This window comes from Clostridium uliginosum (genome assembly GCF_900112485.1).
In the GTDB taxonomy this organism is placed as follows: Bacteria; Bacillota; Clostridia; order Clostridiales; family Clostridiaceae; genus Clostridium; species Clostridium uliginosum.
On the sequence record NZ_FOMG01000006.1, the window covers coordinates 1 to 23,857 of the forward strand.

The following is a 23,857-nucleotide window of genomic DNA, read 5'->3' on the forward strand; positions in this document are numbered from 1 at the left end:
CAAGGAATCAAAACGAGAAAATATCCTTGGAATTTATGATTCCTAAGAATATTTTTTAAATAAATATTTGTAAAAATTAGTTATTCAACAACCTATTAAATAAAATAATATGAAGGCATTTTCAAAAAAATAAAATGTTTTAAAAATTGCAAAAATTTAATGACTTAGTTCAACTTTGTAGCAAAAATAATAAATGAGAGGATGAATTAGTTTTGTACAAATATAAATTAATAATGACAGGTGGAGGAACAGCCGGACATGTAACACCTAATTTAGCATTAGTACCAGCATTAAAGGAAAATGGATTTGAAATAAAATATATTGGAAGCAAGGATGGAATAGAAAAAGAGATAATTAAAAAAAATCATATACCTTATTTTGAAATATCATCAGGAAAATTAAGAAGGTATTTTGATATTAAAAATTTCTCGGATCCATTTAAAGTATTAAAAGGGGTTGTTGATGCTAATAAAATTTTAACTAAAGAAAAACCAGATGTTATATTTTCTAAAGGCGGATTTGTAGCAGTTCCTGTTGTTATTGCAGCATACTTAAAAAAGATACCAGTAGTAGCTCATGAGTCAGATATGACACCAGGATTAGCTAATAAATTATCAGCACCTTTTTGTAATAAATTATGTGTAACATTTAGAGAAAGCTTAAAATTTATAAAAAACAATAAAGGAGTTTTAACTGGAAGCCCTATAAGACAAGAAATACTAAGTGGTAATAGAAATAGAGGAAGAGAGATTTGCGGATTTAAAGATGATAAAGAGATTTTATTAATAATGGGTGGAAGCTTAGGTTCTAAAATAATAAATGAAGAAATAAGAAGAAATCTAAAATTATTATTAAAGGATTTTAATGTAATTCATATTTGCGGAAAAGGAAATATAGATAATGATCTCTTAAAGGTAGTAGGGTATAAACAATTTGAATATGTTACAGAGGAACTTCCAGATTTTATGAAAACTGCTGATTATATAATATCAAGAGCAGGAGCAAATTCAATTTTTGAATTTTTAGCATTAAAAAAACCAACATTATTGATACCACTTTCAAAAAAAGCAAGTAGAGGAGATCAAATTTTAAATGCTAATTCTTTTAAAAAAGAAGGGTATGCATTAATGTTAGAAGAAGAAGAAATTAAAGAGGATGTTTTATATAATAAAATTATAGAATTAAAGAACAGAAAGGATGAACTTATTAATGCTATGAATAGCGAAAAGGCAAAAGATAGTATAGATTCAATAATAGATGTTATATTAAATAGTATAAAAAAATAATATTACACTTATATAAGAAAAATTTGTATATTTACTTAGAGATTGAACAATCAAACCTTGCAAAAAAAAATATGTGATATATAATAAAGTATGTAGGTTCATTTTATTTTATGAAGAAAGTTAATTATTTAACGAAAGGATGAGGTGCTATTTTATGAAAAAGGTGTCAATCATTTATTGGAGTTGTGGTGGGAATATAGAAATTCTTGCTAATATGATGGCAGATAGCGCTGAAGAGGCAGGTGCAGATGTAACTTTAAAACATGTTACTGATGCAACAATTCAAGATGTTTTAGATGCAGATTCTGTAGCATTTGGAAGTCCTGCAATGGATGAAGATAATATAGAACAACAAGATATGCAGCCATTTCTTGAAAGTTTAAGAGATTTACCTATTAAGAACAAAAATTGTGTTTTATTCGGAACTCATGGATGGATTCAGGATACGTTTATGAAATTATGGGCGCATACAATGAAATCATATGGGCTTAATTTGCTTGGAGAATTAATAGTAAAAGAGACGCCAACAAAGGAACAATTGGAATATGCAACAATTTTAGGTAAAAAACTTGCACAATGATAAAGTTTGTTTATTAAGGTAGTCATTAAGACTTACTTTTATAATATAATTTTAAATTTAGTTTCTAAATTTAAATTTTTAAATAATAGAAAGAAGGGGTCACGCGATGAGAAAAATGAAAACTATGGATGGTAATACTGCAGCAGCTCACATATCTTATGCTTTTACAGAAGTTACTGCAATATACCCAATCACACCATCATCACCAATGGCAGAACATGTTGATGAATGGGTTGCACAAGGAAGAAAGAACATATTCGGACAACCAGTAAGAGTTATGGAAATGCAATCAGAGGCAGGAGCAGCTGGTGCAGTTCATGGTTCATTACAAGCTGGAGCTTTAACAACTACTTATACAGCTTCACAAGGTTTATTATTAATGATACCAAATATGTACAAAATATCAGGTGAAATGTTACCTGGAGTATTCCATGTATCAGCAAGAGCATTAGCTACTTCATCATTAAACATTTTTGGAGATCACCAAGACGTTATGGCAGCAAGACAAACTGGTTTTGCAATGCTTGCAGAAGGATCAGTTCAAGAAGTTATGGATTTAGCTCCAGTAGCTCATTTAACAGCTATTAAGACAAGAATTCCTTTCTGTAATTTCTTTGATGGTTTTAGAACTTCTCATGAAATACAAAAAATTGAAGTTCTTGAATATGACGAATTAGCAAAATTGGTTGATTGGGATTCAATCGAAGCTTTCAGAGCTAGATCATTAAATCCAGATCATCCAGTAACTAGAGGAACTGCACAAAACGCAGATATCTATTTCCAAGAAAGAGAATCTGTAAATAAGTTCTATGACGAACTTCCAGACGTAGTTGAAGGATACATGGCTGAAATAACTAAGTTAACTGGCAGAGAATACCACTGTTTCGATTATTATGGTGCACCAGATGCAGACAGAATAATCATAGCAATGGGTTCAGCAACTGATGTATGTGAAGAAACTATAGATTACTTAAATGCTAATGGACAAAAAGTTGGTGTTGTTAAGGTAAGACTTTACAGACCATTCTCAATAGAAAAATTAATAGCAGCTATTCCAAACACTGTTAAGAAGATTGCTGTTCTTGATAGAACTAAAGAACCAGGTGCTGCTGGAGAACCATTATACTTAGACGTTAGAGATGCATTCTATGGTAAAGAAAATGCACCAATTATTGTTGGTGGTAGATTTGGTTTAGGATCTAAAGATCCAAATCCAGGACATATTGCTGCAGTTTATGCAAACTTAGCAAAAGAACAACCAAAGAATGGATTTACTATAGGTATAGTTGATGACGTTACAAATAAATCATTAGAAGTTACTGAAGATATAGATGCTACTCCAGAAGGAACTACAGCTTGTAAGTTCTGGGGATTAGGATCAGATGGTACTGTTGGAGCAAACAAGAGTGCAATCAAGATTATTGGAGATCATACAGACATGTATGCTCAAGGATACTTCTTCTATGATTCAAAGAAATCAGGCGGAATTACAGTATCTCACTTAAGATTTGGTAAGAAAGCAATTAAGTCACCATACTTAATTAATAAAGCAGATTTTGTTTCTTGTTCGAACCAATCATATATCCACAAATACAATGTAGTTGATGGATTAAAGCCAGGTTGTACTTTCTTATTAAATACTATCTGGAGCCCAGAAGATTTAGAAGAAAAATTACCAGCATCATACAAGAGATTTATAGCAAACAATAATATTAAGTTCTATACTTTAAATGCTGTAGCTATAGCTCAAGAAATAGGTCTTGGCGGAAGAATCAACATGATAATGCAATCAGCTTTCTTTAAGCTAGCAAAAATCATCCCTGTTGAAGATGCTATTAAGTACTTAAAAGATGCAGTTATAACTTCTTATGGTAAGAAGGGTGAAAAAGTTGTTAATATGAACAATGCTGCTATCGATAAGGGCGTTGAATCAATAGTTGCTATAAAAATTCCAGAAGCTTGGAAGACAGCTAAGGATGCAGAAACAACTGATACTAAGAAGAAGTCAGACTTCGTTAAAGATATAGTTATTCCAATGAACAGACAAGAAGGAGATAGCCTTCCAGTTTCAACATTCATTGGAATGGAAGATGGTACATTTGAAGCAGGTACAGCAGCTTTCGAAAAGAGAGGAATTGCTGTAAATGTTCCAGAATGGGATTCAGAAAAATGTATCCAATGTAACCAATGTGCAATGGTATGTCCACATGCTGTAATCAGACCTGTTCTTTTAACAGAAGCTGAAAAGAATGCTGCACCAGAATCATTAACAGCTGTAGCTGCTAAGGGATTAAAGACAGAAACACCTTTATTCTACTCAATGGCAGTAGCACCTTTAGACTGCTCAGGATGTGGAAACTGTGCTCAAATATGTCCAGCACCAGGCAAGGCATTAATTATGAAACCACAAGAAAGTCAACATAATAAAATAGAAGCTTGGGATTATTCAATGGACGTAGTAGCTCCAAAAGCTAACCCAATGAACAAGAATACAGTTAAGGGTAGCCAATTTGAACAACCATTACTTGAGTTCTCAGGAGCTTGTGCAGGTTGTGGAGAAACTCCATATGCTAAGCTTATAACTCAATTATTTGGAGATAGAATGATGATCGCTAATGCAACAGGATGTTCATCAATCTGGGGTGGATCAGCACCTTCAACTCCATACACAACTAACCACAATGGACATGGTCCAGCATGGGCTAATTCATTATTCGAAGATAATGCTGAATATGGATTAGGTATGTACCTAGGAGTTAAGGCTATAAGACAAAGAATAGCTGAAAATGCTGAAAAAGCAATAGCTGCTGGAATCGAAGATGAAGCAAAAGCTGCTCTTCAAGATTGGTTAGATAATGCTCAAGAAGGAGCTGGCACTAGAGATAGAGCTAATAAAGTAGTTACTGCTTTAGAAAAATCTAACAACGAATTAGCTAAGGTTATCTTAAAAGATAAAGAATACTTAGTTAAGAGATCACAATGGATCTTCGGAGGAGATGGATGGGCTTACGACATCGGATACGGTGGAGTTGACCATGTATTAGCTACTGGAGAAGATGTAAATATATTTGTATTTGATACAGAAGTTTACTCAAACACTGGTGGTCAATCATCTAAATCTACTCCAACTGCTGCAATAGCTAAATTTGCTGCAAGTGGTAAGAAGACTAAGAAGAAAGACCTTGGTATGATGGCTATGACTTATGGTTATGTATATGTAGCTCAAATTAATATGGGAGCTGATAAGAACCAAACGCTTAAAGCTATTGCAGAAGCAGAAGCTTATAAGGGACCATCATTAATCATAGGTTATGCTCCATGTATCAACCATGGTATAAGAATAGGTATGGGTAATAGCCAATTAGAAGCTAAGAGAGCTACTGATTGTGGATACTGGTCTATGTATAGATTCAATCCAGAATTAAAAGGAACTAAGAATCCATTCTCATTAGATTCTAAAGAACCAACAGCTGATTTTAAAGAATTCTTAATGGGAGAAGTAAGATATGCTTCACTTGCTAAGGCATTCCCAGAAGCTGCTGATGCTTTATTTGAAAAGACTCATCAAGATGCTATGGAAAGATTAGAAGGATACAAAAAGTTAGCTAATCAATAATAGTATTTAATTAAATTAGAGATATAAATATAAAGGATGATCAGAAATGATCATCCTTTTTTATATATCTGAATGGAACTCATTAATTTATTTAATAAGGAACATTCAAAAAATAATAGACTAATATGTCTGTATATTAAGATATAATGTGTTGGCTAAACTTGTTTGCTTGTCTGACATCAAATATACTACGCATTTTTAATCTATTATTTTCTTTTATATATCTAACTTCTACTCAGATGTATGAAATTTAAAAAAAATTTATTTTAAGGGTTTTAATTTTAGTCATTTAAGGGTAGAATTAATATGGAGATTAACACATATATAATTCTAGGCAAGTGTTATACATAAACAAATGCAGTTGTATATGTATTTAATAAGGAGGTATAAATTAAATTATGGATAAAGATTTAGAAAAATGCGGATGTGGATGCGCAGAAAATGAAAATAGTTGTGGATGCGAAGAAAATAGCTGTGGATGTGGTGAACATGAACACAATCATGATCACGAATGTGGCTGTGGAGATCATGACCATGAATGTGGTTGTGGATGCGAAGATGAAGAATCTTTCGTTGTAGATTTGGAAGATGATAATGGAAACATCGTTTCATGCCCTATAATTGATGTTTTTGAATTTGAAGAAAAAGAATACATCTTAGCTCAAAATCCAGAAGAGGATTCAGTTTATCTTTTTAGAACAGAAGGAGAAGAACTTGTAGTCCCAGAAGAAGAAGAGTTTGATAGAGTATCAGCTTATTATCAAGAAGATGTAGCAGGACAAGAATAATATAATATTTATATAATTCCTTTAGGCTTTAGCAGTTTGCTAAAGCCTATTGTTAGGCATATGCAAGAAAATAACAAGTCGAAGATGCAACGTATATTTTGTGACAGACAAGGAGGTAAGATTAGTTAATAGCTGTGACTATTAACTGATTTTACCGACACAGTATGACACAAAATAGACTAACATACTGACTTGTTATTTTTTTGAATATGCCTTATTTACAAGCTCATGTATTAATGTTATATTTTATTGTATATGGAAGTGATAAATGTACATATTTGAACTATTAGTTTATTTAATGTGCCTAAATTGACAACAAGAATTGTCAATAAACTCAAGTAGGATATGATAATTTAAATATAAAAGTAAGATAAATTATTATTATATATATATGTTCTATATAAGTTACTAACGATACTGGTGAGTCATAACATTTGTAAATATTCTAAGATTTATATTAATGAACAAACTTTATTGGAACTTATATATTTAATGAAGAGATATCTTATAAAATTATATAAACAATTAAGGAATTTTAATTTGGAACAATGAAATAATAAAGAAGTTATAATAATTTATAAAACGATGGAGGAGAATGACATGCAATTATGTAAAAAAGCTGAAAATATTAACCCATCAATTACTTTGGAGATTACAGCCAAAGCAAAGGAATTAAAAAAAATGGGAGTAGATGTAGTAAGTTTTGGAGCTGGAGAGCCCGATTTTAATACTCCACAAAATATTATTAATGCTGCAATAAAAGCAATGGAAGAAGGAAAGACAAAATATACTCCAGCGGGAGGAATAGTAGAATTAAAAAAAACCATATGTGATAAGTTTAAAAAAGATAACAACTTAGACTATAAGCTAAATCAAATAACAATATCAACAGGAGCAAAGCAATGCTTAGCAAATACTTTTATGTCTATATTAAATCCGGGAGATGAGGTTTTAATTCCAGTGCCATATTGGGTGAGTTATCCTGAATTGGTGAAATTAGCTGATGGAGTACCTGTCTTCGTAGAAACTTCTAAAGAAAACAATTATAAATATACAGTTGAACATCTAGAAAGCATTGTTACTGATAAGACAAAAGCGATATTAATAAATAGTCCTAATAATCCAACAGGAACTATATATCATGAAGAAGAACTTTTAGAAATAGCGCATTTCGCTAAAAAACATGATTTGTATATAATTTCAGATGAGATATATGAAAAATTAATATATGACGAAGAAAAACATATAAGCATAGCAAGCTTAAATGAAGATGCTTATAATAGAACAATAGTTATAAATGGATTATCAAAAACTTATTCAATGACAGGTTGGAGAATAGGTTATGTAGCAGCTAGTGAAAAAATTACTAAGCTTATGACTAGCATTCAAAGTCATATGACATCAAATGTTAATTCAATAGCTCAATATGCAGCTTTGGAAGCATTAACAGGACCAGAAGAAGAACTTGAAAAAATGGTAAGAGAATTTGAAAGTAGAAGAAACTTTATGATAGATAAGTTAAGCAAAGTAAATGAAATATCTATTATAAAACCAAGTGGTGCTTTTTATGTAATGGTTAATATAGAAAAATATTTAAACACAACGTTTAAAGGAGAAAGTATTAATAATTCGCTTGATTTTACTAAAGTATTACTAGAAGAAGAGAAAGTTGCAGTAATACCAGGAGCCGGATTTGGATTAGACAATTATATAAGATTATCATATGCAACATCAATGGATATAATAGAAAAGGGAATTGATAGATTATCTATATTTTTAAGTAAAATTAAATAGATAATGTTATGTGTTGATATGTTCATAAAAATAAAAACCTCTTGTTTTGAACATGAGGTTTTTTTGAACAAATTTTATTGATATTTTAAGGATTGAAAGATACTTGGGCACATTTTAAAAAATAATAGACCAGTATGATTGTCTATTTTACGTAATAAGGAAGTTCGACTCGTATACACTCGCTGAGTAAGTGATCACACAAAATCATAGGTTGCACGGTGTGAAAGTTCGAAGAACGAAATATAAAATTTCGATTCTCACTTTTGGCTTTCTACTCACGTCAGCAAATTTAGCTAATAGCCGGTCATTAACCGAATTTGCCTCATTGTATGACACCAAATATACGACGTAATTTGGTCTATTATTTTCTTTCATGTGCCTTAATTTAAGGAGAAAGAAAATAATTATGAAGAAAATTGCAATATTTGATATAGATTACACAATCACAAAAAGAGAAACTCTCATGGAATTCTTTAAATATTCTATAAAGAAAGATTTTAAGAATATAAAATTTTTACCTAGAGCTTTATATTGTGGAATAATGTATGGGATAAAAAGATATGATGAAAAAAAGGTGAAAGAAAAATTTTTAAAATTCATAGATGGGACAGAAGAAAAGGAATTAGGCTATATTGTGGAGAATTTTTATAAAGAAAGCCTAAGTAATATATTATATAAAGATGCTCTTAAAATGATTAAGAAGTTAAAGAATGAAGGATTTGATATTTATTTAATATCTGCTTCACCAGAATTTTATATAAATAAATTTTATGATATTAAAGAAGTTGATAAAGTAATAGGAACTAAATTTAGTTTTGAAGATGGAAAATTCATAAGGAAAATGGACGGAGAAAATTGCAAGGGTGAAGAGAAAGTAAGAAGACTTAAAGAATTTCTTGAAAAAGAAAATATAGATGTTGATTTTAAAGAATCATATATGTTTTCAGATTCTTTATCAGATAAACCTTTATTAGACTTAGTTGGAAAGCCTTATTTAATAAACTATAAAAAAAACCACGAAATTGAAATTCTGAAGTGGAAGTAATTATGTAATTTGATTTCAAAGATTAAAAAAATACGCTTTGTTTTAAAACCGTGTTGATATTGTTATATAAAGCTCATGGACGGTGAAATTTACTTTAAGAACTCTAAAATTAATATTAGTCCTATTAATGCATGCTCCCAATCAAAGATTGTGACAAGCAATTAATAGTACAAATATTCATTAAGAGTTCTACAAAGCAAATTTCAATGCCAGTTCGCTATTATATAACAATATCAACACTCTGTTAAAACATAGCAAAAAAATAAAATAATTTAAATTTAAAAATAGGAGATGTTATTTTTGGATGTTATTGGTGAATTTTTAATTGAAAATTCTATGGCTAAAGAAGTAAGAACAATAAATGAAATAAATAAAGATAGTAAGGTTGTTTATGAAGTTTTAAGAATAATAGATAGAAAGCCACTTTTTTTAGAAAATCACTTAGCTAGGATGAAAAATTCTTTTAATTTAATAAATATAGAGTATTGCTTAAATGATGATGAAATAGTAAAAGATATAAATACATTAATAGAAAAAAACAATAAAATAGAAGGAAATATAAAGATAACTTATAATGTAAGTGAGAAGTTATTAAGAATTTTTTTCATAAAACATTCATACCCAAGTGAATTAATGTATGAAAATGGAGTTAAAACCATTTTGTATTTTGGAGAAAGAGATAATCCTAATGCAAAAATAATTAATCAAAGTTTTAGAGACAAAGTTAATAATAAAATAAAACAAAATTATGCTTATGAAGCTATTTTAGTTGACAGAAACGGATATATAACAGAAGGAAGCAAATCCAATATATTTATGGTGAAAAATAACATCATTTTAACATCTCCTGTTAAATCAGTACTCCCTGGAGTTACAAGAGGGGAAATAATTAAAATAGCTAATGATAATAATATTGAAGTTAGAGAAATAGAGTATAAATATTCAGATATTAATAAATTACAAGGAATGTTTATATGCGGGACATCTCCTAAAATACTTCCAATAAATAAAGTAAATGATATGGATATGAATAAAGACAATAAAATTATCAGGAAGTTAATGGAATGTTATAATAATGAAATAGACGACTATATTCGACTAAATTAGATAGAAAATACCCAATTAATAAGGAATATTGACAAAATAGGATATATAAAATTATTTTACCATATGGTATACTAAGAAAAACAATTATTTTTTATAGGAGTTGAATTTTTATGAGTCTCTTATTTTCTGCTACTACATTAGACAAATGCCTTGAGAAGGCGTCTAGTGAGTTACAGGTTTCAAAAGAATGCTTAAAATATACTATTATTGAACGAAAAAATACGTTTTTTAGAAAACAAGTTAAAATAGAAGTTTCGCAATGTGATGTAATTAATAAAAGTATTGATACAATAGTTACTGAAAAAAATACAGATGAAATGCAAGAAACAATAGAAAATGATATATGTACTAATACAATAGATATTAAAGAAGAAAAATTACAAAGTGGAATTAAGGTACAAAATGGAGAAATAATAATTTCTGATTGTGACTATGTAAATAATAATTATGTAACGTTAGAGTCTTGTTTTGGAATTACTCTTTTTGTTAATGAACAAGAATGCAAGGGAACAGTAGTAGTAAGAGGTATTGATAATATTGAGAGTAAATCTATAAAAGAAGAGGCAACTAGAAAAGTTCATATATCTACTTCTGAAGATGGTATGGAGGCGTATATAATAATACAATATACTCCAGAATATCATTATGAATTAAAAGACAAGCCATGCTGTGACAATCTTGTTCTTGAAGCAAAAAAAGTTGCAGGGAAATATCCACCTAAATATACTTTAGGTGAATTACAATTACTATTAAAGGATAATAAAATTGTCCATGGAATAATAAAAGAAAATTTAGAAGAGGTATGTGCAAAAAACAATGAAGAAAAGGTGTTAATTGCTAAAGGGGATTCAGTTGTAGAAGATATTCCTGATACTATTAACGTATTTTTTGAAACAAATAAGAAAAGAATATTAAAAGATGATGATGAAAAAATAGATTACAGAAATATGTATTCAATTTCAACTATAAAGATAAATGAAGTTTTAGCGGAAAAAATCACAGGTAAAGATGGAAAAGATGGAAAAGATATATTTGGAAAAGAAATACACAGGATTCATGCAAAAAAAATACCTATAAAAACAGGAGAAGGATGTATTCTTAGAGAAAATAAGATATTAGCAACCATAGAAGGTAGACCTTCATCTAAAGCAGGTGTTTTTTGTGTTAATAAAATTTATAGCATAGATGATGTTGATATAAAAAGTGGAAATATACATTTTATAGGAGATGTAGAAATAAATGGTAGTGTAAAAAGTGGAACAGAAGTTAAAGTAGGAAATTCAGTTATTGTTAAGCACAATGTAGAAGATGCAAATGTAATAGCTGGTGGGCAGGTTACCATTTTAGCTAATGCATTAAATTCTACAATAACATCAGGAGCTGAAGATATTAATAAGAAAAAGTATTTAGAAATATTAAAACAGTACGATAATACAATAGAGGAATTAATTGATTCTGTAAAACAGATAAAAGATAAAAAACTTTTAGGCGTAAAGAAAACTGATGGAGAAGTTATTAAGCTATTAATAGAAAACAAATTTAAAAGTATTCCTCGTTTGTCCATGCTTATTATAAGTCACAATTTAAGTAATGGAATAAGTGAAAATGAAATATTATATTTTATTAGAGATAAACTATTAGGTCTTGGACCAATTAAAATAAAAAGTTTCTTTGAATTACATGACTTTCAGCAGTTAATAAAAAAAGAAATGAATACATTAGGAGAAGAAACAACTATTCCTACAGACATATATGTAAGTTATTCTCAAGATTCCAAAATAAATGCTTCAGGAAATGTATTTATAACCGGTAAAGGTCAATATGTTTCTCAAGTAACAGCTTTGAATAATATAGAATTTACACAAAGCGGAGCAGTATCTAGAGGTGGCATATTATGTGCTGGAAATGAAATAAAAGTAAGAACAGTAGGGAGTATAGCAGGGGTAGTTACTAGATTAGAGGTTTCTAAGAAAGGAATTATTACAGCTGATGTAGCTTACCAAAATACTACTTTTTGTTTTGGAGAAAAGCAAGTTGTATTAGATGTAGCATCCCGTGATGTAAAAGCATATTTGGGTAAAGATGGAATGATAACTATTGACAAGTTTTTATTATAGGAGGAAAAAGATTATGGCAAGTAATGAAATGAAGATATTAATTTTCAGCTTAAATGATGAACACTACGCAACGGATATAAAGGATGTAGAAAGAATTTTAGGATACGAAGAACCAACAGTTCTTCCAGAAGCACCTTCATTTGTAAAAGGAGTGATAAACTATCAAGAAAGTATTCTTCCAATAATAAGTTTATCAAAAAAGTTTAACTTTGGAGAAGATAAAGATACCGAAAATAGAAAAATTATAGTTGTAAAAAGAGACGATAAAAAGTTTGGAATTATTGTAGAAAATGTTTATGAAGTTAAAGATATTGATAATGACTTAATAGAAGTCTCTCCGCCAATTACAGCTTCAATATCAAGAACATATATTAAGGGTCTGATAAGATTAGGAAATAATATAGTGATTCTTTTAGATTTAGATAAGATCTTGTCTTTAGAGGAAGAGCAAAGTATATTTTAGGGGGGAAAAATGGAGAATACAGACGTAAAAGTTGGAATAGCAGATTTGAATTTAGTATTATCACCAGGAAAAATCATGACTATAGGTTTAGGATCGTGTATAGGTATAGCACTGTATGATAAAACTCTAAAATTAGCTGGATTATCACATATAATGCTTCCAGATAGCACTCAATTTAAAAGTGTAATTAATCCAATGAAATTTGCAGATCTTGCTATTCCTATTTTGATTAAGAAGATGGAAGAAAAAGGTTGCAGGAGAAGAAATTTAATAGCAAAAATTGCTGGAGGAGCTTCTATGTTTAACTTTTCTGATAAAAGCATGGTAGGTGATATAGGCAAGAGAAATGCTATAGCTGTAAAAAAATCATTAGGTGATTTAAGAATTCCTATTATAGCAGAACAAGTAGGTGGGAATAAAGGAAGAACAATGATTGTAGAGGCTTTAGATGGTAAGGTTACACTGAAAATTGTTGGAATTGGAATTGTGGAATTGTAAAGAGGTGATAGATTTGAGTAAAATAAAAGTTGTTGTTACTGATGATTCAGCATTTATGAGAAAGCTAATATCGGAGATGATAGATGAAGAAATAGATTTTGAAGTTATAGCAAAGTTTAGGAATGGGAAAGAACTTGTTCAAAAAGTAGATCAATATAATCCAGATATTATTACCTTAGATTTAGAAATGCCTGAGATGGATGGATTAACAACGCTTAAAGAATTAAATAAGATGGGTAAAAATTATTCTGTAATTATGCTAAGCAGTGTGACATCAAAAGGTTCAGAACAAACCATGGAATGTTTGGAAAATGGAGCAATTGATTTTATACAAAAACCTTCAGGAAGCATATCACTTGATATAAAGAAAATACAAGAAGACTTAATACAAAAAATCAGAAGTATAGCTACAAGAAGAAATATTAGTAACAAAACAAGAAGAATTTCAAGTGTAGCTACAGCAAGCGTAGCTTCAACAAGCAGTTTAACATATGATACAAAATCTAAAGAAATAAAGAAACATGAACATATTAATGTAACTAACGTTAAAAATAAAAAAATTGATGCTGTAGTTATTGGAGCATCTACTGGAGGGCCTAAGGCACTTCAACAAGTATTAACTAAGTTTCCAAATGATATTGAAGTACCTATATTTGTAGTACAACATATGCCACAAGGATTTACCAAAGCTTTTGCTGAAAGGTTAGATAGACTTTGCAATGTTAGAGTTTTTGAAGCGGAAGAAGGAATGAAAATTTTAAATAATACAATATATATTGCAAAGGGTGGATATCATATGACTGTTGGAAAAGATGGCAAAATACATTTAAATGAAGAGCCAGCTATTTGGGGAGTTAGACCAGCAGTAGATAAGCTTTTTGATTCTGCAATAAAAGTATATGGGGGTAATTTAGTATCAGCTGTTTTAACAGGTATGGGAAGAGATGGAGCAGATGGAACTAAGCACATAAAAGATTATGGTGGGGTCACAATATCTGAACATGAATCAACTTGTACAATTTATGGAATGCCAAAAGCAGCATTTGAAACTGGAAAAGTAGATTTAGTTTTGCCCCTTAATAATATAGCACAAGAAATAACAAAGATTGTAAAAAAACATTAGGAGGGAAAATATGGATTTTAATGATTTTCATAAGTGGGTTCACAGAGAATTAGGAATAAATTTATCTGCTTATAAGCCTGATCAACTTAATAGAAGAATAGATAGTTTGATGAGCAGAGTTGGTATAAAATCACTAGATGAATATACAAAGGTGATAAAGTGTGATAGCGAACAAAGACAAAAATTCTTAGATTTCATTACAATAAATGTTACTGAATTTTTTAGAAACCCTGAGTTATTTGATGATTTAGAAAAGAAAATCAGCACAGAGTTATTACATAATAACCCAAATTTAAAAATTTGGAGTGCAGCATGTTCGATAGGCTGTGAACCATATACTATAGGTATGATTCTAAATAGGATATCACCTAACGGAAGACATACTATAATAGCAACTGATATTGATAATACAATTTTATCTAAAGCTAAGCTTGGAGAATACACAAATAATGAAATGAAAAACATAAAAAGTAATGATTTAAATAAGTATTTTGAGATTAAAGATGATAAATATTATATAAGTAATAAAATTAAATCTATGGTTACATTTAAAAAACATGATTTGATTTTGGATAGATATGAAAATAATTTCGATCTTATTATTTGTAGAAATGTTGTTATTTATTTTAATAATGATACTAAAGCAGAAATTTATAAAAGGTTTAGTAATTCATTAAAAAAAGGTGGTTTTTTATTTGTAGGAGCTACAGAAAGTATTTATAATTATAAAGACTATGGTTTCGAAAAAGCAGCTACATTTATTTATAAAAAGCTTTAAGGAGGGGTAATAATGGATACATCTCAATATATGACCATGTTTTTAGAGGAATCTTTAGATAATCTTCAAACATTAAATGAGTCACTTTTAGATTTAGAACAAAATCCAGATGATACTGATAAAGTTAATGCGATTTTTAGAGTGGCACATACAATTAAAGGTATGGCTGCAACTATGGGATTTACTAATGTTGCAGAATTAACCCATAAAATGGAGGATGTATTAGCTAAATTTAGAGATGGAGAATTAAAAGTAACACAAAAGGTTGTAACTGTTTTATTTGATTGTCTAGATACATTAGAAAAGATGATTGATAATATACAATCTGGAGTAGATGATAAAATTGATATAGAAAGTATAATTAATTCTTTAGAAAATATAGCACTAGAAGGGAAAACAGATAATAATGAAGAGCCTTTAGTAGAGATTCAAGATAAAGAAGAGCAATCTGGAGATTGTGAACTTAAATTAAATGAATATGATATATCTGTAATAAAGCAAGCTAAAGAAAAGTCCTTTAATGTTATGGAAATAAAAGTTTATTTAAGTGAAAATACATTGCTTAAATCAGCAAGAGCTTTTTTAATAGTTAAAGATCTTGAAGATCACGGTGAAATTTTGAAATCAGAACCTTCAACAGAAGAGATTGAAAATGAAGACTTTGATTTAAAGTTAAGCTTTATACTAATAACTAATGATACTGTTGATGAAATAATTGACTTAGTAAATGGAATTTCAGAAGTTGTTAAAGCTGAAGTGTCTATGATAGAAATTAATATTGATGAAATCACACCAAAAGAAGTTCAAGAAAAAGTTATAGAAGATTCTAAAACTACTGCACTTAAAGAAGCTGAGGTACATAAACCTGCAGCAGAAAATAAAGTAAATAAGTCAAATGCTGTAAAAAAAGAATCCAAAAAAGCTCATCAGTCAGTAAGAGTTGATTTAGTAAGAATTGATAATTTAATGAATATGGTTTCAGAACTTGTAATTTATAGGACAAGACTTGAACAAATAGTAATTGATCATAAGTCACAAGAATTAAATGAAACACTAGAACAAGTTGGAAGAACAACATCTGATCTTCAAGACTTAGTAATGAAAATTAGAATGTTACCTTTAGATACTGTATTTAATAGGTTCCCAAGAATGATAAGAGATGTTTCAATAGAATTAGATAAAGAAATTAATTTTATTATAGAAGGTGCAGAAACAGAATTAGATAGAACAGTTATAGATGAAATTGGAGAACCACTAATACATCTCTTGAGAAATGCAGCAGATCATGGCGTTGAATCAAAAGAAGAAAGAATTGCAGCAGGAAAGAATCCAGTTGGAACAGTTAAACTAGTTGCATATCAAGAGGGAACAAAAGCATTAATTAAAGTAATAGATGATGGTGCAGGAATAGATGTTGCTAGAGTAAAAGCAAAAGCTGAGCAAAAAGGTATAAATACAGATGGATTATCAGATAATGATATTAAAAATTTAATTTTTGCTCAAGGATTTAGTACTAATGAAGTAGTAACAGACATCTCAGGTAGAGGAGTTGGAATGGATGTTGTTAAAACAAAAATTTCGGCACTAGGAGGTACTGTAGACTTATTTAGCAAACAAGGTGAAGGTTCAACTTTTGTAATTAAACTTCCACTAACACTACAAATTATACAAGCTTTACTTGTAAAAATTGGAGAAGAAACACTTGCCATTTCACTAGGTTTTATAGATAGAGTAATCGACTATAAAGAAGAAAATATAAAGACAAGTAATGGTAAGGAAGTTATTATTTATAGAGATAATGTAATTCCATTAGTAAGATTAAATGAAACATTAGATATAGAGGCTGGCGAAACTGAGAAGAAATTTGTTATAATAGTCAATGTAGGAGACAAAACAATAGGATTACTAGTAGATTCATTACTCGGACAACAAGAAATAGTAATAAAACCATTGGGAGAAACATTAAAAGGATTAGATCAATACATTGGAGCTACAATTTTAGGGAATGGACTTGTTACATTGATATTAGATGTAGGTGCATTATTATAACTATAATGTTATAGGAGGTAAAAAATGGAAGAAACTAATTTTAATAGTATGCAATTAGATGCATTAAAAGAAGTGTCTAATATTGGAGCAGGAAATGCTGCAACCGCTCTTTCTATAATGATATCTGAAAAAATTGATATGACAGTGCCAGCAGTAAATATAGTACAACTTGAAGATATTATTGAATTAAATAGTGAAGAAGAAGTTGCTGGTATTGTTATTAGAGTACTTGGAGATATTACAGGTAATATCCTTTTAGTCTTTGATGGCAATAGAGCTAAGGATATCATAGAAAAATTAACAGGAATGAGAGAAGAAGTTATTGGTGAACTTGGAAATTCTGTGTTATGTGAAATAACAAATATAATTTCAGCTTCATATATGAACGCAATAGCACAGTTTACTAATCTTCATATTATTCCATCCGTTCCAGCAGTTGCATATGATATGCTTAGTGCTATATTAACCACAACTTTTGCAGAATCTTGTCAATATGCTGAAAATATACTTGACATCGAGACTGTTTTCTTAGATGATACACAAGAGGAGATTGGAGCACATTTTTATTATGTTCCAATGCCAGGTTCTTTAGAAAAAATATTAAAATCAATTGGAGTAAATTAATTTTGGAGGTAAGATTATATGGCTAAAGTTTTAATCGTAGATGATGCAGCATTCATGAGAATGATGATAAAGGACATACTTGAGAAGAATGATTTTGAAATAGTAGGTGAAGCTAGTAATGGAGCAATTGCTGTAGAGATGTATAAAAAAGAGAAACCAGATGTTGTTACAATGGATATCACAATGCCGGATGTAGATGGTATTGAAGCCGTTAAACAAATAAGAGCATTTGATCCTAATGCAAAGATAATTATGTGCTCAGCAATGGGTCAACAATCAATGGTTATGGATGCAATAAGAGCAGGGGCAAAAGATTTTATAGTGAAACCATTTCAAGCAGATAGAGTATTAGAAGCAATCAAAAAAGTACTTGCCTAAAACAAGTATGGGGGTGTATTAAATGCAAATAGTAGTATTTAAGTTAGGAAATGAACACTTTGCAGTTGAAACTGAAAGAGTTCAAAGTATTAATGACATAATGGGAATCACTAGAGTACCAAAGGCTCCTAGTTATATTAAAGGATTAATAAATTTAAGAGGAAGCATAAAATCACTTGTAGATATAAATTTACTTTTAAATGTTAATTCTAGTACTGAACAAAACAACATAATAATTTTGACTGTTAAAGATGAAGAAATTGGAATATCAGTTGATGAAGTTGATGAAGTTTTAGATATAGATGAAAAAAACATCCAAAAATTAGATGATAATAATGCACTTGATTATATAAAGGGCATAATAAATTATGAAGATAAACTTTTGACAATAATAAACATTGATAAATTATTAAATTAAAAGATGAAATGAGGGGTAAAGAAAATGGCAGATGTTTTATCACAAAGTGAAATAGATGCCTTGTTATCTGCCTTATCTACAGGAGAATTAGAATCAGAGGCTGTGCCTAAAGATGAAGAAAGACATAAAATAAAACTTTATGATTTTAAGAGTCCTCAAAAGTTCTCAAAAGATCATATAAGGACTCTTGAATTAATTCATGATAATTTTGCTAGAATAATTTCTAATTACTTAACAGGACAAATAAGAAAAAATGTTAAGGTTAGGATAGAAACTGTAGAACAGATAACCTATGAGGAATTTATACATTCTGTACAAAATCCTACTATCATAACAATGTTTAGGATGCATCCTTTAACGGGTACAATAATATTTGAAACAAATCCTCAACTGTCATTTCAAATAATAGATATTTTGCTTGGCGGTAGTGGGGATAGAAAAGTTGAGAGCAAGGAATTTTCAGATATAGATAAAAATATAATTAAGCAAATTACAAGTGGAATGATAAGCAATTTGAAATTAGCTTGGGAGGATATTTTAACTGTTAATCCAGAGGTTGAAGGAATAGAAACTAACCCAGCAATAAACCAAACTCTGGCACCTAATGAGCCGGTGGCATTAATTACATTTTCAGTAGAGTTTGGAGAACATAGTACATTTATGAACATATGTATTCCCTATTTAAGTATAGAAAAAGTACTAGATAAATTAGTAGTACAATATTGGTTCCAAAATGATGATGAACTGTTAATGGCTGAATCAAGAACTAAAATAGAAGAAGGCATTCAAAAAGTTGATATCGATGTTGTAGCAGAACTAGGAAGTACACATTTAATAGTAGATGATTTCTTAAAGCTTACAGAAGGTGATGTTATTAAACTTGATAATAAGAGCTCATCTCCAATAAAGGTATATGTAGGAAATAAAGAGTGCTATTATGCTAAACCTGGTATAACAGGGAAAAATATTGGTGTTGCTATTTTAGATATAATAGACAAGGAAGTGAAAGAGTATGAGTAATAGTTTTCTATCACAAGAAGAAATAGATTCACTCCTAAATGGAGATGATGATAAAGATAAAGAAGTGAAAGAAACTGAAGAGGTGAATGAGGAAGGCCAATTGACTGACATTGAAAGAGATCTGCTAGGAGAAATAGGAAATATATCAATGGGGTCAGCGTCAACAGCTCTTTATCAAATTATTAATCAAAATGTAACAATAACAACCCCTGTAGTTTCATTAACAACATTAAGAGAATTAAAGGATTCTTTTGAAACTCCAAATATTGTTTTAGATGTTGAGTATACAGCTGGAATAGTAGGTAGAAATATACTAGTTATAAAAACAGTAGATGCAGCAGTTATTGCAAATCTTATGATGGGTGGAACTGGAGAAGTAGCAGAAAATGTAGAATTATCAGAAATTGAAATTAGTGCAGTACAAGAAGCTATGAATCAAATGATAGGTTCGGCAGCTACTTCAATGGCTACAATGTTTTCAAGAAAAATTGATATATCTCCACCATCATCAAAATTATGGCAGGAAAGAGATGAACCTATTACAGAAACATTACAAGAAGAAGAAAAAATAGTAAGAGTTTCATTTAGAATGATTATAGGTGACCTTGTAGATAGTAATATAATGCAAATATTACCAATGGAAACTGCAAAGAAAATTGTATCAATAATGATGGGCAAAGAAGATAGTGATGAACCAAGTGTACAAAGTCAATCTTCACAGTCTACACAATCTACATATGTTGAACAACCACAAGTAGTTTCAGCACAAGAGCCAGTTCATTATGAGCAACCACAAATGCAACAAACTACAAGTTCTATGTATGAAAAGCCAATTATTGAGACTCCACAGGTAAGGCAACAACCAGTTGAAGTACATGCAGCAGCTTTTGAACCATTAGTTCAAGGATCAGCTTCTTCTGTACCTAAAAACATAGACTTAATATTAGATGTTCCATTAGATATTTCAGTAGTTTTAGGTAGAACTAAAAAAAATATTAAAGACATATTAACTTTAAGTACTGGTTCATTAATAGAATTAGAAAAACTTGCAGAAGAGCCAGTTGAAATATTAGTTAATGGAAAGAAAATAGCATTTGGAGAAGTAGTTGTAGTTGATGAAAATTTTGGAGTAAGAATAACTAATATAGTAAGTAGTGCAGAAAGAATAAGATCACTAAAATAATTAAGTACCCACAAGCTGGGTGCTTTTATTTTTAAATTTTTCACCCATGTAGTGCTAAATTATTGCACCATATGGGTGCTTTTTAATAAAGATAAGGTATTATTTTCTTGTAAATGCCTAAACTTAATATATAAATGTACGATAATAAAATTAGATAATAAAAAATGGAGGAGAAATAAATGAGTATTAACAGAATTAATGCACAAACAGTGGCTAATATATATAATACAAATTCAAATAAAGTGATAAGTAAAGTAAATAAAAAAGAAGAAACAGACAGAATTGAAATATCTTCACTTGGAAAATCTCTTAAAGATTATTCTTTAGATAATAATATAGATAATACAAAGAAAGTAGAAGAGATAAGAGAAAAGATTGTTAATGGAACATATTCAGTAGATGCGAAGTTAACTGCTAGAAGTATATTAGATTCTATAAAGGAGGGGAAAAGCTAAAGTATGATAAGTAATATTACCCAAATAGTAAAAATTGAAAATGATGCATTAAAAGAATTGTTATTACTATTAGATACACAATATAAGATGATAATGGATAAGGATGCATTTGGATTAGAAGGTTTAGTTGATAAATTAAATGAATGCAATAAAAAGATTGCTGCGGAAGAGATAAATAGAAGAAAACTGATTGGCAAAGAAAGCATGATAAAAATTGTAACTGATAGTGAAAATGAAGATCTAAAGAAAAATTATGATGAGATAAAAGATACATTAGATAAGATAACAATTAGAAAAGAAACAAACGAAGTTTTATTAAAGCAAGAAATAATATTTAATACAAAAATGTTAGCTTTAATGAATCCGAGTAGAGATATAAAAACTTATAATTCATATGGGAATTTAAGAAAATAAATAATATATAAGTTCCAATAAAGTTTGTTTATTAATATAAATCTTAGAATATTTGTAAATGTTATAACTCATCAGTATAGTGAGGAACTTATATAGAAAATTTATGATATATATGCTTCTAATTAGATATTGTTAATTAAAGATATAATTTTCTATAAAAATCATATAAAAGATTATAAATGTATTAACTTAATTAGAACATATATATTATAAAAGATTAAAAAAATAAATATAAAAACAAGGATGGGGAAATTATAGATAACAAGGATGTTATGGAGCGTGAAAGGGAGATTTTAAATGGCAGGATTATTTGATACTTTTACAGTAGCAAAAAGAGGCTTAAATGTACAACAGGGTGCAATTAATACAACGTCTCATAATATTGCAAATGCAAATACTGTAGGATTTTCAAGACAAAGAGCAGTAGCGACAACAACAAGACCTTTTGGAGGCATGTCAAAATTCGATACCTGTTCAGTAGGACAAGTTGGTACAGGAGCTGAAATATCATCAATAGAAAGAATCAGAGATTCATTTATGGATTACCAAGTGAGAGAGCAAAATGGAAAGCTTGGAATTTCTCAAGTTAAAGATAAATCCTTAAATGAAGTTCAAGGTATATTTGGAGAACCATCTGACTCTGGGATACAACAGATATTAGGAGAATTTTATGATTCATTTCAAGAATTAGAGAAAACACCTGAAAAATCAGCAGCAAGAACGGTAGCACTTCAAAAAGCTTCAACTTTAGCAGATGGGTTGAACAACATATACACACAATTAGAAAATTCAATTTCTAATGATCAACAATTATTACAAATTAATATTAAAGATGTTAATAGTTATTTAAATCAAATTAATGAATTAAATAAGCAAATCTCAAGTGTATGTGCAGTAGGACAAAAACCTAATGATTTAATGGATAGCAGAGATAATTTATTAGATCAATTAAGTAGCAAATTTGGTATAACTATTGATAGAAAAGACAGGGAAGCAATAGATCTTAAAGCAGATGGATTTCAAAATTCAAAGAATCCAATAAATAATTTAGTGAATTCAAGTCCAACTGATGACAAGTATACTAGATTTTCTTATGTTAAGAGTGCTGATGTTACAAAAGATAAAGATGGGAACCCAACAGGAGAGGTAATATTAAAATATTATCCATTAGGAAATTTACAAGTAGAACCTAAAACTATTACAATTACAGGAGATCCTAAAAAAGCACAAGAAACTGCAGATAATTTAATTCAAAACAGAATTCTAATAGCAAATAAAAATGGAATAGTTTCAGATAAAGATGAAAATGAAATTACATCTATGACATCATTTGATGATATAAATAAGAAAGTATTTCAAACATATAAATGTGATCCTGCTACTAATAGTGTTAGTATTGATGCTAACCAAATAAAAGGTGAAATTGCAGGAAATCAAGGCGTACAAAATAATGTAAAAGATTATATGAAAAAATTAGATCAAATAGCGGCAGCACTTGCATATTCAGTTAATGCAATTCAAACAGGAAGTTCAGATGGAACTAAACAGATTACAGATATACTTGTATTTACTAATGGAACAGATGAAAATGGAATTAGTGCAAAAAACATAACTCTTAATAAAGCATTATTAGAAGATGTATCTAAATTAAATTGTGGAGCAACTTCTGAAAAAGGAGAAAGAGCAGGAGAAAGAGCTTTAGCAATTGCAAAGCTTAGAGATTTAAAAATTAATATGGCTAGCATTAAAGATATTGATAATAGAGAAAAGTTTTTTAAATCAGATTGTTCTGGAATTAGTTTTTCAAGTGCTGAAAATATAAGTTTACAAGCAAGTAAAGAAGGAACAACCATAGATGCTTATTTTAGAGACATAACAAATACACTTGGTGTAAATGCAGAAGCTGCAATTAGAGATGTTGATACTGTAGGTAAGCAACTTCAAGATTTGCAAATGCAAAGACTATCAACTTCAGGAGTTTCATTAGATGAAGAAACAACAAATCTAATTCAATTTCAACATGCATATCAAGCAAATGCTAAGGTGATTTCAACAGTAGATGAACTGTTAGATGTAGTAATAAATGGTTTAAAGAAGTAGATTGAGAATTAAAATTTATGA

Annotated in this window: 21 protein-coding genes; all 21 read left to right on the forward strand. The window is 29.4% G+C overall.

The window, feature by feature from the left end; all coding sequences use genetic code 11:
• The first annotated feature begins 212 nt into the window (after positions 1-212).
• The 21 genes from BM027_RS05485 (at position 213) to flgK (ending at position 23,836) form a co-directional block, all read left to right on the forward strand.
• Positions 213-1,286 carry an undecaprenyldiphospho-muramoylpentapeptide beta-N-acetylglucosaminyltransferase gene (locus BM027_RS05485; RefSeq protein ID WP_090089487.1) on the forward strand — a complete coding sequence of 358 codons (1,074 nt, stop codon included), beginning with the start codon at positions 213-215 and terminating at the stop codon, positions 1,284-1,286.
• 154 nt (positions 1,287-1,440) lie between these two features.
• Positions 1,441-1,866 (forward strand): flavodoxin domain-containing protein, encoded by a 426-nt coding sequence (locus tag BM027_RS05490; protein ID WP_090089488.1) that lies wholly within the window; start codon positions 1,441-1,443, stop codon positions 1,864-1,866.
• 106 nt (positions 1,867-1,972) lie between these two features.
• A complete protein-coding gene (gene nifJ, locus BM027_RS05495) occupies positions 1,973-5,482 on the forward strand; it encodes a pyruvate:ferredoxin (flavodoxin) oxidoreductase (RefSeq protein WP_090089489.1) in 3,510 nt (1,169 codons plus the stop codon).
• Positions 5,483-5,880: 398 nt separating this feature from the next.
• The gene (locus BM027_RS05500) at positions 5,881-6,270 is read left to right on the forward strand and encodes a DUF1292 domain-containing protein (RefSeq protein ID WP_090089490.1); all 390 of its coding nucleotides are present in this window, start codon (positions 5,881-5,883) and stop codon (positions 6,268-6,270) included.
• Positions 6,271-6,870: 600 nt separating this feature from the next.
• The gene (locus BM027_RS05505) at positions 6,871-8,064 is read left to right on the forward strand and encodes a pyridoxal phosphate-dependent aminotransferase (protein ID WP_090089491.1); all 1,194 of its coding nucleotides are present in this window, start codon (positions 6,871-6,873) and stop codon (positions 8,062-8,064) included.
• A 406-nt stretch (positions 8,065-8,470) separates the two neighbouring features.
• Complete coding sequence (locus BM027_RS05510; RefSeq protein ID WP_090089492.1) at positions 8,471-9,109, forward strand: HAD-IB family hydrolase; 639 nt, start codon at positions 8,471-8,473, stop codon at positions 9,107-9,109.
• 300 nt (positions 9,110-9,409) lie between these two features.
• Positions 9,410-10,216, forward strand: a complete 807-nt coding sequence (locus tag BM027_RS05515) for an aminotransferase class IV (protein ID WP_423230318.1) — start codon at positions 9,410-9,412, stop codon at positions 10,214-10,216.
• Positions 10,217-10,326: 110 nt separating this feature from the next.
• Positions 10,327-12,333 carry a flagellar assembly protein A gene (locus tag BM027_RS05520; protein ID WP_090089493.1) on the forward strand — a complete coding sequence of 669 codons (2,007 nt, stop codon included), beginning with the start codon at positions 10,327-10,329 and terminating at the stop codon, positions 12,331-12,333.
• Between the two features lie 13 nt (positions 12,334-12,346).
• Positions 12,347-12,796, forward strand: a complete 450-nt coding sequence (locus tag BM027_RS05525) for a chemotaxis protein CheW (RefSeq protein ID WP_090089494.1) — start codon at positions 12,347-12,349, stop codon at positions 12,794-12,796.
• 9 nt (positions 12,797-12,805) lie between these two features.
• Positions 12,806-13,294, forward strand: a complete 489-nt coding sequence (locus tag BM027_RS05530) for a chemotaxis protein CheD (RefSeq protein WP_090089495.1) — start codon at positions 12,806-12,808, stop codon at positions 13,292-13,294.
• Positions 13,295-13,307: 13 nt separating this feature from the next.
• Entirely contained in the window at positions 13,308-14,417 is a 1,110-nt protein-coding gene (locus tag BM027_RS05535) for a protein-glutamate methylesterase/protein-glutamine glutaminase (protein ID WP_090089496.1), read from the forward strand.
• Between the two features lie 10 nt (positions 14,418-14,427).
• The gene (locus BM027_RS05540) at positions 14,428-15,195 is read left to right on the forward strand and encodes a CheR family methyltransferase (RefSeq protein WP_090089497.1); all 768 of its coding nucleotides are present in this window, start codon (positions 14,428-14,430) and stop codon (positions 15,193-15,195) included.
• Positions 15,196-15,207: 12 nt separating this feature from the next.
• Entirely contained in the window at positions 15,208-17,244 is a 2,037-nt protein-coding gene (locus BM027_RS05545) for a chemotaxis protein CheA (protein ID WP_090089498.1), read from the forward strand.
• Between the two features lie 24 nt (positions 17,245-17,268).
• Positions 17,269-17,868, forward strand: coding sequence for a chemotaxis protein CheC (locus BM027_RS05550; protein ID WP_090089499.1), 600 nt, complete (start codon positions 17,269-17,271; stop codon positions 17,866-17,868).
• Positions 17,869-17,886: 18 nt separating this feature from the next.
• Positions 17,887-18,246, forward strand: a complete 360-nt coding sequence (locus BM027_RS05555; RefSeq protein WP_090089500.1) for a response regulator — start codon at positions 17,887-17,889, stop codon at positions 18,244-18,246.
• A gap of 22 nt (positions 18,247-18,268) precedes the next feature.
• Positions 18,269-18,664, forward strand: a complete 396-nt coding sequence (locus BM027_RS05560; protein ID WP_090089501.1) for a chemotaxis protein CheW — start codon at positions 18,269-18,271, stop codon at positions 18,662-18,664.
• A gap of 24 nt (positions 18,665-18,688) precedes the next feature.
• Positions 18,689-19,684: a flagellar motor switch protein FliM gene (gene fliM, locus BM027_RS05565; RefSeq protein WP_090089502.1), complete on the forward strand. Its 996-nt coding sequence runs from the start codon at positions 18,689-18,691 to the stop codon at positions 19,682-19,684.
• Positions 19,677-20,867, forward strand: coding sequence for a flagellar motor switch phosphatase FliY (gene fliY / locus BM027_RS05570; protein WP_090089503.1), 1,191 nt, complete (start codon positions 19,677-19,679; stop codon positions 20,865-20,867). The genes fliM and fliY overlap by 8 nt, the downstream gene beginning before the upstream one ends.
• Positions 20,868-21,046: 179 nt before the next feature.
• On the forward strand, positions 21,047-21,322 hold the full coding sequence (gene flgM, locus BM027_RS05575; RefSeq protein WP_090089504.1) for a flagellar biosynthesis anti-sigma factor FlgM: 276 nt from the start codon (positions 21,047-21,049) through the stop codon (positions 21,320-21,322).
• A gap of 3 nt (positions 21,323-21,325) precedes the next feature.
• Positions 21,326-21,736 (forward strand): flagellar export chaperone FlgN, encoded by a 411-nt coding sequence (gene flgN / locus BM027_RS05580; RefSeq protein ID WP_090089505.1) that lies wholly within the window; start codon positions 21,326-21,328, stop codon positions 21,734-21,736.
• A gap of 297 nt (positions 21,737-22,033) precedes the next feature.
• Positions 22,034-23,836: a flagellar hook-associated protein FlgK gene (gene flgK / locus BM027_RS05585; RefSeq protein ID WP_090089506.1), complete on the forward strand. Its 1,803-nt coding sequence runs from the start codon at positions 22,034-22,036 to the stop codon at positions 23,834-23,836.
• Positions 23,837-23,857: the final 21 nt, after the last annotated feature.

Bases quoted from the DNA above. Each gene is read 5' to 3' on its own strand.
- BM027_RS05490 (WP_090089488.1), top strand. From the start codon at position 1,441: ATGAAAAAGGTGTCAATCATTTATTGGAGTTGTGGTGGGAATATAGAA.
- nifJ (WP_090089489.1), top strand. From the start codon at position 1,973: ATGAGAAAAATGAAAACTATGGATGGTAATACTGCAGCAGCTCACATA.
- BM027_RS05500 (WP_090089490.1), top strand. From the start codon at position 5,881: ATGGATAAAGATTTAGAAAAATGCGGATGTGGATGCGCAGAAAATGAA.
- BM027_RS05505 (WP_090089491.1), top strand. From the start codon at position 6,871: ATGCAATTATGTAAAAAAGCTGAAAATATTAACCCATCAATTACTTTG.
- BM027_RS05510 (WP_090089492.1), top strand. From the start codon at position 8,471: ATGAAGAAAATTGCAATATTTGATATAGATTACACAATCACAAAAAGA.
- BM027_RS05520 (WP_090089493.1), top strand. From the start codon at position 10,327: ATGAGTCTCTTATTTTCTGCTACTACATTAGACAAATGCCTTGAGAAG.
- BM027_RS05525 (WP_090089494.1), top strand. From the start codon at position 12,347: ATGGCAAGTAATGAAATGAAGATATTAATTTTCAGCTTAAATGATGAA.
- BM027_RS05530 (WP_090089495.1), top strand. From the start codon at position 12,806: ATGGAGAATACAGACGTAAAAGTTGGAATAGCAGATTTGAATTTAGTA.
- BM027_RS05540 (WP_090089497.1), top strand. From the start codon at position 14,428: ATGGATTTTAATGATTTTCATAAGTGGGTTCACAGAGAATTAGGAATA.
- BM027_RS05545 (WP_090089498.1), top strand. From the start codon at position 15,208: ATGGATACATCTCAATATATGACCATGTTTTTAGAGGAATCTTTAGAT.
- BM027_RS05550 (WP_090089499.1), top strand. From the start codon at position 17,269: ATGGAAGAAACTAATTTTAATAGTATGCAATTAGATGCATTAAAAGAA.
- BM027_RS05555 (WP_090089500.1), top strand. From the start codon at position 17,887: ATGGCTAAAGTTTTAATCGTAGATGATGCAGCATTCATGAGAATGATG.
- BM027_RS05560 (WP_090089501.1), top strand. From the start codon at position 18,269: ATGCAAATAGTAGTATTTAAGTTAGGAAATGAACACTTTGCAGTTGAA.
- fliM (WP_090089502.1), top strand. From the start codon at position 18,689: ATGGCAGATGTTTTATCACAAAGTGAAATAGATGCCTTGTTATCTGCC.
- fliY (WP_090089503.1), top strand. From the start codon at position 19,677: ATGAGTAATAGTTTTCTATCACAAGAAGAAATAGATTCACTCCTAAAT.
- flgM (WP_090089504.1), top strand. From the start codon at position 21,047: ATGAGTATTAACAGAATTAATGCACAAACAGTGGCTAATATATATAAT.
- flgN (WP_090089505.1), top strand. From the start codon at position 21,326: ATGATAAGTAATATTACCCAAATAGTAAAAATTGAAAATGATGCATTA.
- flgK (WP_090089506.1), top strand. From the start codon at position 22,034: ATGGCAGGATTATTTGATACTTTTACAGTAGCAAAAAGAGGCTTAAAT.